Source organism: Aureimonas jatrophae, assembly GCF_900104035.1.
Lineage (GTDB): Bacteria > Pseudomonadota > Alphaproteobacteria > Rhizobiales > Rhizobiaceae > Aureimonas > Aureimonas jatrophae.
The window spans coordinates 260,198-274,773 of sequence record NZ_FNIT01000006.1; the positions used below are offsets into that span (position 1 = coordinate 260,198).

A 14,576-nucleotide genomic window follows, 5' to 3' on the forward strand; every position below is an offset into this window, starting at 1 on the left:
TCATGATCGAACTGCGTTTCCCCGACAACTCCGTTCGCCCCGTCGAGCCCGGTACGAACGGCTTGGCTGTTGCGACGGGCATCTCCAAGTCTCTCGCCAAGAAGGCGCTGGCCTACGCGCTGGACGGCGAGTTGCGGGATTTGTCCGACCCGATCGAACGGTCCGGCTCGATCGAGATCGTGACGCGGGATGATCCGCGGGCGTTGGAGCTCATCCGTCACGATGCGGCGCACGTTCTGGCCGAGGCGGTGCAGGAGCTGTGGCCCGGGACGCAGGTCACGATCGGTCCGGTGATCGAGAACGGCTTTTACTACGACTTCGCCAGGGACGTGCCGTTCACGCCCGACGACCTGCCGGTGATCGAGAAGAAGATGGCGGAGATCATCCGTCGCAACGCGCCCTTCACCAAGGAGGTCTGGCCACGCGAGGAAGCGCGCCGCGTGTTCGGCGAGAAGGGCGAGACCTACAAGGTCCAGCTCGTCGACGCGATCCCGGAAGGGCAGGATCTCAAGATCTACCGCCAGGGCGACTGGTTCGACCTATGCCGCGGCCCGCACATGCCCTCGACGGGTCATGTCGGCGAGGCCTTCAAGCTCATGAAGGTCGCCGGCGCCTATTGGCGCGGCGACTCGAACAACCCGATGCTGACGCGCATCTACGGCACGGCCTGGGCGACGCCCGACCAGCTTAAGAACTACCTTCATGTGCTGGAAGAGGCCGAGAAGCGCGACCATCGACGTCTCGGACGCGAGATGGATCTCTTCCACTTCCAGGAGGAGGGCCCGGGCGTCGTCTTCTGGCATCCCAAGGGCTGGTCGCTGTTTCAGGACCTCGTCTCGTACATGCGCCGCCGCCTCAAGGGCGACTACGACGAGGTCAACGCACCTCAGGTGCTCGACAAGTCGCTCTGGGAGACGTCCGGCCACTGGGGCTGGTACCGCGAGAACATGTTCCAGGTGCAGTCGGCGGGCGACGAGGCGGAGGACAAGCGCATCTTCGCGCTGAAGCCCATGAATTGTCCGGGCCACGTCATGATCTTCAAGCACGGTTTGAAGAGCTATCGCGATCTGCCGATCCGTTATGCGGAATTCGGTACCGTTCATCGCTACGAACCGTCCGGCGCCATGCACGGCCTGATGCGCGTGCGCGGCTTCACGCAGGACGACGCGCACGTCTTCTGCACCGAGGAGCAGATGGCGGACGAGTGCCTGAAGATCAACGACCTGATCCTCTCCGTGTATCGCGACTTCGGCTTCGAGGAGGTGGTCGTGAAGCTCTCGACGCGACCCGAGAAGCGGGTCGGTTCGGACGAGCTCTGGGATCACGCCGAGACGGTGATGACGCAGGTTCTCGAGCGCATCGAGCGGGAGTCGGGCGGGCGCATCAAGACCGGTATCAATCCGGGCGAGGGCGCCTTCTACGGTCCGAAGTTCGAGTACACGCTGCGCGACGCGATCGGCCGTGAGTGGCAGTGCGGTACGACGCAGGTGGACTTCAACCTGCCGGAGCGCTTCGGTGCCTTCTACATCGACGCCTCGTCCGAGAAGAAGGTGCCGGTGATGATCCACCGCGCGATCTGCGGATCGATGGAGCGCTTCCTCGGCATCCTGATCGAGAATTTCGCGGGTCATTTCCCGCTCTGGCTCTCGCCCACGCAGGTCGTGGTCGCGACCATCACCTCCGAGGCTGACGCCTACGCGCAGGAGGTCGCCGACATCTTTCGGGCGGCAGGCCTCCGCGTCGAAAGCGATCTTCGCAACGAGAAGATCAACTACAAGGTCCGTGAGCACAGCCACGCGAAGGTGCCGGTCATTTTGGTCTGCGGCAAGCGCGAGGCCGAGGAGCGGTCCGTGAATGTGCGCCGGCTGGGATCGCGCGACCAGGAGGCTATGTCGCTCGACGGTGCGCTCGCCGCTCTGACGCGAGAGGCGACGCCTCCGGACCTGCAGCGGCGTTCCGTCGGGGTTGCCGAGGCCGCCTGAGCCAACGACGAAAAAGGGGCCCGCGTGCCCCTTTTTTGACGTCAGTCTCCGCTGCCGAGCGCCGGATCGTTCGGATCGATGAGATCGGACGTCAGAACCTCGACATCGGTGTTCTCGCCGGCTTTCACCGAGAAGGGGCGCTGGAACACGCGCTCCTTGTTGCGGGCCGAGATGACGTAGTTGCCTTCCTCGAGAACCATCGAGGGAAACGCGCTCACGATGTTGTCGCGTACGAGGTCGCCCTGGTCGGTCGTGATTACCCAGGCCGTGTCGGCAATCGCCTCGCCGCCCGGCTCGCGCACGAGCTTCATGGTCAGCTGCGCGGCATGGTGCTGAAGCGTCGCGTCGGTGATGCGGCCCGGCTCCACCCGGAGATCGGCGCGAACCGTCGCGTTCACCGAACCGTAGTTCGATACCACATGGTAGTCGCCGGCGTTGAGCCGGGTCACGACGCCAGCCTTGACGTCGGACGCGATGAGACGCCGGTCGGCATCGTCCGTCGCGGCGCTGTAAATGTCGAAGCGAAGAGCGTCCGAACGGATCGGCCTTTTGCTGGCTGCGGTTGCGTTCAACCGGAGCCCTCCGGCCTCCAGCGCGACGGTCTCGCGCGTTTGCTCGCCCGAAAAGTCGATGCGTCGCGTCATGCCCGCTCGACCGAAGCCAAGATGCAGCAGATAGGACCCGGCCGGCACGTCGAAGACAGCCTCGCCGCCGCGCGCCACGGCGACCAACGGCAGCTTTCCGTCCGGACCCGGCAGAGGCGCGAAGAGACGCCAAATCAACTGATCCGGGATACGGGGACCGCCGTCGCCGAGCGTTGCGTTCAGAACAAGACTCTTGGGCGGGCGTCCGATATTGAGCCGTGGTTCGGTCGGCTGCGGCGCGTAAGCCGGCAGGGCGGGAAGATCGAGCTTTGGCGCAGGCAGATCGCCCTGGCGCTGCGGCAAGGCGATCGGCTCCAGTCGCTTCAAGGGGTCGATCTTCGGAATGCCGATATCGGATGCCGCCGGATCCTTGGGAATAGCCGAGGGCGACGCATAGGCGCCCGGAACCTGATCGTCAGGTCCTCCAGCGCCCCGCGATCCTCCACCCGATGGGCCGCCCTGCGCCAGAACGGGTGCAACCGCGAGCATGACGACGACCACGGACAGTTCCAGAACGCGGCGCGTTCGCTTGCCGGTCGCTTGCCTGCCCTGCTTCAATGCGAGCCTTCCCCATCCTGTCCGCGACCCATGAAGGACATCGCATAGACGATTTCATGGCGAAAGGCGGACCGATGCGAACGGCGTTGGATTTCACAAGCGGAACGATCTATCTCCGGCCGCAACCCATCGCATTCGAGGATTCCGTCGTGATCGACGCCCAGACCCTGCTCTCGACCCGCCGCTCCGTCCCGATTCCGGCGCTTCGGGCCCCGGCACCGGAAGGCGCCGAACTTGATGACATTCTCGTGGAGGCGATGCGCGTGCCCGACCATGGCAAGCTCGCGCCTTGGCGTTTCATCCTTTTCCGGGGCGATGGCGCCAGGAAGATGGGGCAGAAGCTCGCGGACGTGGCGGAACGCCGCGAGGGGACGCTCGGCGAGGGGCGCCGCGCCTACGAGGAAACGCGCTTCACTCGCGCTCCATTGGTTGTTGGCGTTGTGTCGACGGCCAAGCCGCACTTCAAGATCCCCGAATGGGAACAGGTCCTGTCGGTCGGCGCGGCGACGATGAACCTGATCCATGCGGCCCACGCGCGCGGTTACGGCGCGAACTGGATCACCGAATGGGTTGCCTACGACGACGATGCGAAAGCGATCATGGGCATCAAGGCCGACGAGAAGGTCGCGGGCTTCGTTTACATCGGCACGGTGAGCGAGCGACCGAGCGATCGTCCCCGACCGGCGATCACCGACCACGTCGTGGAAGCCGGCGCAGCATGATGTTCTACGAAACCGCCGGGAACCGACACGGACTGCCGCACGACCCGTTCAAGGCGATCGTCGCGCCACGACCCATTGGCTGGATCTCGACCCGTTCGCGTGCCGGCGCGGTGAATCTGGCGCCCTACAGCTTCTTTTCGGCCGTCTCGGACGACCCCAAGCTCGTGCTCTTCGGCTCGTCCGGCGCCAAGGACAGCGCGGCCTTCGCGATCGAGAGCGGCGAATTCGTCGCGAATTTCGCCTCCGCGCACCTGGCCAACGCGTTGGTGCGAACCTCGGCTGCGGCCGCGCGCGGTGTCAGCGAGTTCGAGATCGCCGGCCTGACGGAGCGCCCGGCTCGGCTCGTGAGCGCACCGATCGTCGACGAGGCCTATGCCGCGCTCGAATGTCGGGTCACGCAGAGCTTTCATCCGGAAACGCTGGATGGGCAGGGGACCGAGACGGTGATCGTCGTCGGACAGGTCGTCGGCATCCACATCGACGAGCGTATTTTGCGCGACGGGCTGATCGCCGTCGACCTCGCCGAACCGCTCTCGCGCCTCGGCTATCTCGACTATGCGGTGACCCGCGAGGTCTTCGCTATGAAGCGGCCCCGCCAACCGGATGCCTCCGATCTACCCGTCGAACCTGGGTTGCCGCCGGGTGTGAAGCGTTAGCGACCTGCTACCGGACGTGGTGAACGTTTTATAAACCGATTGCGAGCAGGAATGGCGGTGTCATAGCGGACGGCATCTGGAGTTCCCCATGCTTGCTCAGCATTTCGTATCGTGGTGCGCGGTAGCCGGCAGCGCGGAACGGGCGTCGGGTGTGGCCCTGCTAGCCGAAGCCGTCACCCAGAATCGCTTCCTGCCGGCCGAGACACGCGAGGCCGAGGCTGCTCTCCTGTTCGCGCTCGACGATCCGTCGCCACGCGTTCGCGCGACCATGGCCCGGATCGTCGCGGGGTCCGACCGCGTCGCGCGCCAACTCGTGCTGGGACTGGCGAAGGACACGGACGAGATCGCGACCCGGGTCGTCGAGCGATCCCCGATGCTCAACAGCGGGGATCTCGTGGAACTGGCGCAGAGCGGAAGCGCTGCGATCCGTCTGGCGATCGCCAGCCGGGAGCTTCTGCTTCCCGACGTGATGGCGGCGCTTGTGGCGAGCGGCGACCGTGATGCGCTCCTCGAACTCGCGCGCAACGACGATGCCCCGATCAGCCCCGATCTGCTGCGACGGATCGGAGACATGTTCCGGGCCGATGGCGAAGTGCGACACGCTCTTCTCCTGCGTACGGACCTCCCGGCGGACTTGCGGCATTCGCTTCTGAGCGCCCTCGGTGAGACGCTGTGCGAACTGTCGCTGGTCCAAGGCGTGCTCGGAAGCGAGCGTGCGGCTCAGCTATCGCAAGAGCTGGTGGAACAGGCGACCGCCGCGCTGATCGACCTTTTGGAAAAGACCGATGTTGCGGCCTTTGCCGAACACCTGCGCACGACGCAGCAGTTGACGACGGCGGTGCTCGTTCGCGCCGTGTGCTGTGGCCGGGTCGATCTTTTTGCGGCCGCCCTCGCGCGTCTCAGTCATCTGCCGGAAGCGCGGGTCCGTAGTCTCATCGTCGATGCCAGCGAGCCGAGCTTCACCGCTCTCGTGCGGGCCGCCGGCGTACCCTTTGCGGTCGTGCCGTTGATGCTGTCGGCCGTTCGCGCCTGGAAGGACGTCTCTCGCGGCGACGAGATCGATCCGGTCGATCTCGCATCGACCGTCATGGACCGTGTGGTCATCGCATTCCGAAAGCAGGAAAGCGGCCGCGACGACCTGGAAGCGGTGCGCGACCTGCTCCACCGCCTTGCCAGCGAAACGCAGCGCTTCACCGCGCGCAAGCGCGCCGAACGCTATCTCGCCGCCTAGTAGCGGAATTGCTCGGCGAGGATCCGTTCGTCCCAGGAATGTTCGGGGTCGAACAGGATTAGGCTGCGCAACTCGGTGGATTGCCGGATGGTGATGCGCTGGACCGACTTCACCTCGCGGTGATCCGCGACGGCGTTGACCGGTCGCTTGCCGGCTTCCAGAACCTCGATGTCGACGCTCTGATGGCTTTTCAGAAGCGCACCGCGCCATCGACGGGGCCGAAACGCGCTGACGGGTGTAAGCGCTAGAAGCGGAGCGTCGATCGGGATGATAGGACCCTGCGCCGACAGGTTGTAGGCCGTCGATCCGGTCGGCGTCGCGACGAGGACACCGTCGCAGACCAGTTCCTCGAGGCGCGTCTTGCCGTTGATCGAGATCTTCAGCCGGGCCGCTTGATAGGATTGCCGAAACAGGGCGACCTCGTTGATCGCGAGCGCGGAATGCGGCAGCCCGTCCTCGTCGATCGCCGTCATCTGGAGGGGACGGATTTCGTTTTCGACCGCGCGCGAGATGCGGGCGATGAGATCGCCCTCGCGGTAGTCGTTCATCAGGAAGCCGACCGTCCCCTTGTTCATGCCGTAGATCGGTCGGCCCGTATCCATGAAGCGGTGGAGGACCTGAAGCATGAACCCGTCGCCGCCCAAGGCGACGATGACGTCGGCTCGATCCGGGTCGGTGGTCTCGTACAGGACGCGAAGACGTTGCGCCGCTTCTTCGGCGTCGGGTGCTTCGCTGGCCATGATGGCGATCGTCGGGATCATAGGCATCCTTGGCCCGGTCGGCAGTCCACGGCACAAGGCGGCGGCGAGGCGAAGCTAGGCACTGACGCAGGCTTCGCACAGGGGGCAGGACCCGATCCGAGCCTAAAAGACAGCTTGGTTGCACAACGGCATCTGACTTATGGACGGACCATCGATCCGACTCGCGGGCTGCATTCCATGACCGACCTCCTTTTTACCGGCTGCGACATCTTCGACGGCGAGCGGCGCCGTTCGGAGGTCGACTTGCGCGTCCGCGACGGACGGGTCGTGGCGATCGAGCCGATGGGTGGCACCGATGCGGACGAGATCGTACGCGTACCGGGCGGATTGCTCGCGCCGGGCTTCGTCGACATCCAGGTGAACGGCGGGGGCGGCGTGCTGCTGAACGAGACCCCCAGTGTCGACGGGGTTCGCACGATCTGCGAGACGCACGCTCGGTTCGGCACGACCGCTCTTCTGCCGACCGTGATCACCGACAGGCCGGAGGTGACCTTTGCCGCTCTCGACGCGGTCGCCCAGGCCCTGGCTAGCGGCGTGCCGGGCTGTGCGGGCATCCATGTCGAGGGGCCTTTCATCGCCAAGGCCCGCAAGGGTGCCCACGACCCCTCGCTGATCCGGCCGATGACCGAGGAGGATCTTCGTCGACTGGTCGCGTCTCCCGTTCGGCCGCTGTTGATCACGGTGGCAACCGAAAGCGTCACGAACGCGCAGATCGCACGGCTCGCGGAGGCTGGCCTTCATGTGTCCATCGGACATTGCGATGCGAGCTACGACGAGGCGATGGCGGCCTTCGAGAACGGGGCGAACTGCGTCACGCACCTGTTCAACGCCATGAGCCAGCTCGGTCATCGTGATCCGGGCCTTGCCGCGGCGGCGCTCGACCATCCCGGCGTGTGGGCCGGCATCATCCCGGATGGCCATCACGTCCACCCCGCCATGGTCGCGCTGGCGCTGCGTGCAAAGCGGGGCGAGCGGCGCATGATCGCCATCAGCGACGCCATGCCGACGGTCGGCGTCGCCGATACCGTGTTCACCTTGTCGGGACGAACGGCAACCCGCGAGAACGGTCGCCTGACCCTGGACGATGGTACGCTGGCCGGGGCGGATGTCGCGGTGATCGACGTCGTGCGCTTCCTCGTGAACCGGATGAATGTCCCCTTGGAGGAGGCGCTTCGCCTGTCGTCCCGTCATCCGGCGGAGTTCCTGCGACAAGAAGGCGAGCGCGGTTGCCTGCGTCGAGGAGCACGGGCGGACATCGTTTGGCTCAGCGACGAGCTCGACGTCCGCGGCGTCTGGATCGGCGGGAAGCCGGTTCCGCTCGACGCCTGAAGGTCAGGCGTCGTCGGGGTCGGCCACCACCGAGAGCGGCGCCGTCATCTCGAACACGAGGCCTTCCGCCGGCCATTCGAGATGGGCGCTCCCCTCCGTCTCGGCCACAAGAGCGCGTTCGATGAGTCGCAGACCGAACCCGCGTCGGGTTGGAGGGGTCACCGGCTCATTGGAACTCTCGCGCCAGGTCAGATGGAGCGTTTCGTCGTCCACGATGTGCCAGGCGACAGCGACGGATCCACCCGCCGGCGACAGCGCTCCATACTTCGCGGCGTTGGTTGCGAGCTCATGGAGCGCCAAGGCAATGGCGAGCGCTGAGCGAGGCCGCAGGCGAACTGGGGGCCCGGACATCGATACCCGGTTCCGAGGGCCTCCTCCGAACGCCTTGGTCGTGACCTCGACAACCTGGGAAAGGGCGACACCCTCCCAGTTTTCATCCGTCAAGACATTGTGAACGTTCGATAAGGCCAAGATACGGGAATTGACCAAGCCCAACGCTTCGTCGCGATCCTCGGTCGCTCGCAGCGTCTGCCCGACGATCGAGATGACGGTCGCAAGCGTATTCTTGACCCGGTGGTTGAGCTCCTTGGTCATGAGCTTGCCGTGCCTCTCAGCCCGAACGCGCTCCGTCACATCCTGAAGAACACCTGCGAATCCAAGGACCTCGCCATCGGCGCGATGACTGGGTTGGCCCCGAACCTCGATCCACCGTCTACGTCCGTCCGGGTGTCGGAGCGAGAGAACGATGTCGAGGTCGCCGCCTCGAGCGGTCGATCGTTCGAGAGCGTCGTCCCAATCGGTCCGGTCTGCCGGCACCAGCGCGTCGCGAAAGCTCGCACCATCGAAGGGAGCGTCGGCCGCGACGCCGAAGATGCGGCGCGCTTCCTCGGAAACCGTCAACCGGCCCGACGGCAGATCGAGCGTCCACGCGCCCAGGCGTCCGGCGCGAAGGGCGAAGCGAAGCCGCTCCTCGTTCTGGCGCTGCTCTTCGAGCCGCCGGTCGACCTCCCGTTCCAGGGTCGCCCGCTCGTTCTCCAGAATCTGCAGGGTGCGTCGCTGCTGCGTGACGTCGAGTTGCGAGGCGAAGAAGAACATGACTTCACCGGCATCGAAGACGGGTGAGATGTAAACGCGGTTCCAGAACGTCTCGCCGGACCTCTTGGCGTTCAGGATCTCGATCTCGATCGGCTCGCGACGTGTGATCGCGTCACGGATCCGGCCGACATCGTCCCGGTTCGTTTCCATGCACTGGAGGAAGCGACAGTTCCGGCCCACGATCTCGTCGCGCTCGTACCCCGTCAGCTTCATGAAGGCACGGTTGGCGAAGACGATCGGATTGTCGGCCTGGCGAGGATCCGTGATGACCATGGGCATACGCGTCGCGCGAACGGCCGCCGCGAAAGGGTCGCCGGCAGCGCCTTCCGGCCCGAGCGTTTCGTCGAAGCGCGACTGGAGGGTATCGGTCAAAAGGGCCCGCAATGCTGGATTCGTTGCAGGACCACCCTACACGAGCGGATTGCCGCGACAACAGCGCTACGGAGCGCGTGAGCCCGTGCCGGGGACGGGATGCGCCCCCGGCACGTTCCACTAGTCGTCAGCGCGACGCCTTGTAGAGCTTCTGAGCGATCTCGAACATCTCTTCCGGCGCGTAGTCCGGCGTGAAGGCGGACGGCACGCCCGTCAACTGATGGATCTTGCCGCCGTCCGGCATGCCGTCCACGACCTCGAGTTCACCCGGTGGATCGCCCGGCAACGCCGTCTCGCCATTGCCCCAGATGCCGGCCATCTCGCGGTAGTCGTTCGGGCTGAACGTGTAGAGGCGCCGATGCGAGCCTTCGTCGAGATACTTCTGGCACTCGGGGATCTTGGAGAGGTTGATGTTCGGCGTCGGCAGGAACTTGTCGAGGTCGACGCCGGTGATCTTCTTGAGAGCGAGCGCGTAGGCATGCGCATGAACGGAGCCGCGAACGAGAAGGTAGCCGCATACCTCGCGACCTGTCGGATCCGACAGCGTCTCGTAGACGCGCAGCTTGTGGAGCCGCGCTCCGCATTCGAGATGGAAGTTATGCAGAAGATCGACGACCACGTTGCCCGTGGACGTGATGAAGTCGTTGTTCCAGGACACGCCGTTGGAGTTGGCGGGCATGACGCCGCCGCCATTCGAAAGAAACGCAGCCGCGAGCCGGATATCCTTCATGTCGGAGAACGGGGCGTCCGAGATATCCCCGCCGTCGCCAAGGTCGCCCTTGGGCTTGTCAGGCCCGTTGGCGATCATCGCAACGCCGTTCGACACGAGTTCGACGTGCCCGAGTTCCTCGGCAGTGATCGAGGCGACGAGGCTATAGAAGGGGCGCAGCTTGTCCTTGGAGCGGAAGTTGAAGCTCTGGAACATGTAGTTCCCAAGCGTCGACATCTCGCCGTACTTGCCCCCGAGCAGTTCCTGCAGCGCGAAGGCCGCGTTGGGGTCGGCCTTCTTGGGAGGCGGCAGGTTGGCCTGCAGCTGGTCGACGCGCATGAACATGGGGCGATCTCCTGTTGGATGCCGTTGCCAAGGCCCAACGGAAGGTCTTCAGTGCCGTTCCTGCGTGTCGCCCGCTCAGTTGGTAGCGGACTATGCTTAGTCAGCTACGCGGTTGCCGCTGCCGTGCGCTCCTCGCTGTAGACCATCAGCGTCGAGCCAACGATCGCCAGGACAATGCCGAGGAAAGCTGGTAGGGACGGCAGCGTGCCGTAGAAGATCAACGACAGGATGATCGTCAAAACCGGAGCCAACGCGTTGGTGCAAGGCGCCACGATGACCGCCTTGCCGCGGCTGAGCGCCATGACGAGGAAGAGCGCGCCGATCGCGTTCAGAAGCTGTGTCACCAGCGTCAGGCCGGGCGCGGCCCAGGGGTAGCCGGTCGCGGGGGCCTGCATCATCCAGAAGGCGATCGGGACCAGAAGGAAACCGCTGATCGTCATCCACGCAAAGGTCGTGCCGTCGTTGACGCCAGCCAGAGCCGCGCGCTTCATCAAAAATGCCTGCACCCCCCAGCAGATGCAGATGACGACCGCGAGAAGCAGCCACGGCCCGTAGTTCGCCTCACCCGCCGTATCGGTCGGCACCGAGAACATCACGACGGCGACAAGCGCCATAACGACGCCGACGAGACCGAGGCCCGCGATCTTCTCACGCAGGAGCACAAAGGCCATCAGCACGGTTATGGCAGGAGAGACCGAGATGACGGGAAAGATGAGGTAGGCGGGTCCGATCGTCAGGGCCTTGAAGAGAAGGAGTTGCCCTCCCGCACCGGTTAGACCGATCGCCAGACCATAGACGGCCGCGATCGTACGCCGATCGAACCGGTCCCGGCGCAGGCCGAACCAGCACGGGATCAGCATCGTGAAGGCCCAGACGATGTAGACCATCTGGTCTGGGTAACCGTAGAGCTGTGTCGGCAGTGCCGAGAAGGCCCCCCATACGCCCCAGAACAGCACCAGAAGCGCCGTATAGGCGATCCATCCCTTGTCGCGCATTGTCGTGCCTCCCAGCATTGCTCAGGCGGTTCGAGGTGTGAGTACGGTACCCGCCAGACGGGCTGCGTAGAGCGCAGCGCCCACGACCGGCTCATAAAGCGGCTGACGCAGCTCGAAGTGCGGACCGGCCGCGAGTTCCCTCCGGAAAGCGTCCAGCACGTGCCGGGATCGGAATACGCCACCGGAATAGGATACGGCGACCACGGCGTTCTCGTCGAAGTCCAGCGCCTCACGCGTTGCCCGCAACAGGAGTGCGAGTTCGCGCGCCGCCTCGTCGAGAATGCGGATCGACTGCGGGTCACCGGACGCTGCGGCGTCGTCGACGACGCGCGCCAGACCGGCAATGCGCGTCCGGTCGCCGGCCCACTGGTTCAGCACGACATCGACGATGTCGAGTTCGACGCCCAGCGCGAGATAGGCGCTGAGGCGTTCGAGAAGCGGCGAGGGCGGCTCGCGGCCATCGCTCATACGCGAGAATGCCTGCAACGCCGCCCGACCGATCCAATAGGCGGACCCCTCGTCGCCGAAGATCTCGCCCCATCCCCCGCAACGTCGGCCGACGCCCTCGTTCACGCCATAGCTGATGGAACCCGTACCCGCGACGATGTTGATCCCGTCGGCGGCGCCGAGCGATCCGGCCCACCCGCAAACCGTATCGTTGCCGCACTCGTAGCGGTCGTGGCCGAGAATAGTGCGCGGAAAGTGGTTGAGCCGATCGATGACGCTCGAAACCTCGCCATAAGCCGGCAACCCGAAGAACGCGTAGGTGAGCTCGTCGGGCGCGATGCCGGCGACATGGCAGGCATCCTCGACGCCCTTCGCGACGCGTCGTTCGGCCTCGTCGAGACCGATCCGCAGGAAGTAGCAGGTCTCGCCCTCCGTGCGGGCCCGAACCGCCCCGGTCTCGTCCAGGATACAGAAGGCGGTCTTCGTGCCGCCGCCGTCGACGCCGAGAAACATCGCCACGTCAGTGCGTCCCGTCGCCGAGGGGATGGATCGTCACGCCTTGGACGACGCGGTTGACCTCTCCGGAAGGGAACGGATTGTCGGGCGTCCGACCGGCGGCAAGGGACGCTTGAAGAGCGATCAGCTGCGCCGCTGCCAGATAAGGAAGAACGAGCGGCCAGTCGCCAGCGGCTTGGCTGCTGCCGGCTGCGATCTCCCAAACGGGACAGGTGACGCGGGGGAGCGGCTCGGGCGAGAAGGCGACGACCCGATCGTCACCGAGCTGGTCCCGCATCTCGGCCAGGATGTCGAGATCATAGAGGCGAGCGTACGGATCGCTCGATACGAGGACGACGACGAGAGTGCGATCGTCCAGCAGGGATTTCGGACCATGCCGGAAGCCGAGCGGGGTATCATGGTAGCTCAGCGTCTGTCCGCCGGTCAGCTCAAGGATCTTGAGTGCGGCTTCCTCTGCCATGGCGCGCAGGATGCCGCTGCCGAGATAGACGATGCGATCGAAGCGACGCGCCATGAGGTTTTGCGCCTCAGCCGGACGTCGCGACAGTACCTCTTCGGTCGAACGGGCCAACTGGTCGATCGAACCGTCTTCAACAAAGCTCGGTGCGAAGGCGCCCAGAACCGCGAGCATCATCGAGGTGATGCTCGATGTCATCGCAAAACCCTGATCGTTCGTCTCGGCCGGCATCAGAACGACGCGCGAGTCGCTGCGGCCCGCGTGGCGCCGCGCGAGTTGCCCGTCTTCGGCACACGTCACCACGAGATGCCGGCAATCGGTGGTCACGGCCTCGACGAGTTCCGCCGCGGCGACGCTTTCGGGGCTGTTGCCGGAGCGTGCGAACGAGACGAGCAAGATCTTGTCGTCCCTTGCCATCAACTCGCGCGGCCGTGCGACGATGTCGGTCGTCGCGATCGCTTCGACCGGTCGCCCCAACGCCCGCGCCAGCAACGGTGCAACCATGCGGCCGCCAAAGGCCGAGGTTCCCGCGCCGGTCAGGACGATCCGCCGCGACGCATCGGCGACCAGCAGCTCGAGGAAGCGTCGCGTTGCCTCGTCGGCCCGCGACTGCGCCGCGACGGTCCGCCAGACTGACGGCTGCTGCGCGATCTCACGGGCCGTGTGCTCCCCGCCGGAGCCAGGAGGAACAAGGAGGTCGAACGTTGGCATGAACAATTCCAAGGGTCGGAGAAAGGGAAGTGTCGTCAACTTCTGGCGCGGGTGGCAGCATCGATGGTTCCCGGCTTGAGCGCTGCCGTGAACCTGCCTCGGGCAGGCGACTTCGCGGGATTTGCGGCGGTGCGAGAGTTCATACGAGCGTCAGGTCCACACGACGCCGACGCATCTCGCTTCGAAAGGCATCCGGCAACGCATCGTCGGTGACGAGCCGATCGATCTCGTCGAAGGACGCGACATGGTAGATCCCGCGCTGTCCCGCCTTGCTGGAGTCGGCGACGGCGACGACCTGCGCGGCGATCTGCACCATCGCCCGGTTGAGGCGCGCCTCGCCCTCGTTGTCGCTGACGATCCCGTTCTCGATCGATATGGCGTCGGCACCGAGAAAGAGCTTGTCGAAGCGATAGGCGGCGAGCATCTCTTCCGCAATCGCTCCGGAAAACGAAAGGGCGGTCTTGCGCAGTCGCCCTCCCAGCACCACGACCTCGATGCCCGGCGCGTGCGACAGTTCCATCGCGATATCGAGCCCGTTCGTGAGGACAAGAAGGTTCTCGCGGTCCTTGATGCAGCGGGCGATCTCGAGCGTGGTCGTGCCAGCGTCGAGGATCACAGCATCGCCGTCCGCGATCAGGAGGGCGGCCGCCTCGCCGATGCGTTCCTTGATGCCGCCATGGCGCTGCCGTCGCTCCGCGAACGCGATCTCCGCCGCAGCGTTGCGGGACAGGACAACGGCACCGTGCAGGCGCACGACGTAGCCCGTGCTTTCCAGCATGGACAAGTCGCCGCGCATGGTCACCGTGGACACGCCGAGGCAGCGCGCGAGGTCGCCGACGCGCGCCCGCTCGTTCATTTCCAAATGTCGCAGGATCGCTTCGCGCCGTTCCTGGCCCGTCATCGCGTCATCTCCCCAACCGAAGGCTATCACCTTCCTTTGTTTTCACAAGGCGAAGGGTCGAAGGAATTCGAAGGAGAAAGGTGGCTACGGCGTAACCGCCTCGCCAGCCGTATGTTGTATCTCCCATGTTCAATGTTACATATCA

13 protein-coding genes are annotated in these 14,576 nt (G+C 65.2%); 5 read left to right on the top strand and 8 right to left on the bottom strand.

Annotated elements, in window-relative coordinates; all coding sequences use genetic code 11:
- Positions 1–2: 2 nt before the first annotated feature.
- Positions 3–1,982 carry a threonine--tRNA ligase gene (thrS, locus tag BLQ76_RS14835; RefSeq protein ID WP_090674725.1) on the top strand — a complete coding sequence of 660 codons (1,980 nt, stop codon included), beginning with the start codon at positions 3–5 and terminating at the stop codon, positions 1,980–1,982.
- Between the two features lie 41 nt (positions 1,983–2,023).
- On the opposite strand, the gene BLQ76_RS14840 is transcribed toward thrS, so the two are convergent.
- Positions 2,024–3,184: a hypothetical protein gene (locus BLQ76_RS14840; protein ID WP_244519643.1), complete on the bottom strand. Its 1,161-nt coding sequence runs from the start codon at positions 3,182–3,184 to the stop codon at positions 2,024–2,026.
- Positions 3,185–3,333: 149 nt separating this feature from the next.
- Between BLQ76_RS14840 and BLQ76_RS14845 the strand changes: the two genes are divergently transcribed.
- The 3 genes from BLQ76_RS14845 to BLQ76_RS14855 all read left to right on the top strand — a co-directional run bounded on the left by BLQ76_RS14845 (position 3,334) and on the right by BLQ76_RS14855 (position 5,793).
- Positions 3,334–3,906: a nitroreductase family protein gene (locus tag BLQ76_RS14845; protein ID WP_244519645.1), complete on the top strand. Its 573-nt coding sequence runs from the start codon at positions 3,334–3,336 to the stop codon at positions 3,904–3,906.
- Positions 3,906–4,562, top strand: a complete 657-nt coding sequence (locus tag BLQ76_RS14850; protein ID WP_090674861.1) for a flavin reductase family protein — start codon at positions 3,906–3,908, stop codon at positions 4,560–4,562. The genes BLQ76_RS14845 and BLQ76_RS14850 overlap by 1 nt, the downstream gene beginning before the upstream one ends.
- 88 nt (positions 4,563–4,650) lie before the next feature.
- The gene (locus BLQ76_RS14855; RefSeq protein WP_090674729.1) at positions 4,651–5,793 is read left to right on the top strand and encodes a DUF2336 domain-containing protein; all 1,143 of its coding nucleotides are present in this window, start codon (positions 4,651–4,653) and stop codon (positions 5,791–5,793) included.
- On the opposite strand, the gene BLQ76_RS14860 is transcribed toward BLQ76_RS14855, so the two are convergent.
- On the bottom strand, positions 5,790–6,560 hold the full coding sequence (locus BLQ76_RS14860) for an NAD kinase (RefSeq protein ID WP_170842605.1): 771 nt from the start codon (positions 6,558–6,560) through the stop codon (positions 5,790–5,792). The genes BLQ76_RS14855 and BLQ76_RS14860 overlap by 4 nt on opposite strands.
- Positions 6,561–6,731: 171 nt before the next feature.
- Between BLQ76_RS14860 and nagA the strand changes: the two genes are divergently transcribed.
- A complete protein-coding gene (nagA, locus tag BLQ76_RS14865) occupies positions 6,732–7,883 on the top strand; it encodes an N-acetylglucosamine-6-phosphate deacetylase (protein ID WP_090674735.1) in 1,152 nt (383 codons plus the stop codon).
- A gap of 3 nt (positions 7,884–7,886) precedes the next feature.
- Here the strand turns inward: nagA and BLQ76_RS14870 are convergent, their stop codons facing one another.
- From BLQ76_RS14870 to agaR, 6 genes are all read right to left on the bottom strand, one after another.
- Positions 7,887–9,350, bottom strand: a complete 1,464-nt coding sequence (locus tag BLQ76_RS14870) for a PAS domain S-box protein (RefSeq protein WP_244519646.1) — start codon at positions 9,348–9,350, stop codon at positions 7,887–7,889.
- Positions 9,351–9,477: 127 nt separating this feature from the next.
- A complete protein-coding gene (locus BLQ76_RS14875; protein WP_090674737.1) occupies positions 9,478–10,404 on the bottom strand; it encodes a manganese catalase family protein in 927 nt (308 codons plus the stop codon).
- 104 nt (positions 10,405–10,508) lie between these two features.
- A complete protein-coding gene (locus BLQ76_RS14880) occupies positions 10,509–11,399 on the bottom strand; it encodes a DMT family transporter (protein ID WP_090674739.1) in 891 nt (296 codons plus the stop codon).
- Positions 11,400–11,420: 21 nt separating this feature from the next.
- Entirely contained in the window at positions 11,421–12,359 is a 939-nt protein-coding gene (locus tag BLQ76_RS14885; RefSeq protein WP_090674867.1) for an N-acetylglucosamine kinase, read from the bottom strand.
- A gap of 7 nt (positions 12,360–12,366) precedes the next feature.
- Positions 12,367–13,530, bottom strand: a complete 1,164-nt coding sequence (locus tag BLQ76_RS14890; protein WP_090674741.1) for an SIS domain-containing protein — start codon at positions 13,528–13,530, stop codon at positions 12,367–12,369.
- A gap of 139 nt (positions 13,531–13,669) precedes the next feature.
- The gene (agaR, locus tag BLQ76_RS14895) at positions 13,670–14,431 is read right to left on the bottom strand and encodes a transcriptional repressor AgaR (protein WP_090674742.1); all 762 of its coding nucleotides are present in this window, start codon (positions 14,429–14,431) and stop codon (positions 13,670–13,672) included.
- Between the last annotated feature and the right edge of the window lie 145 nt (positions 14,432–14,576).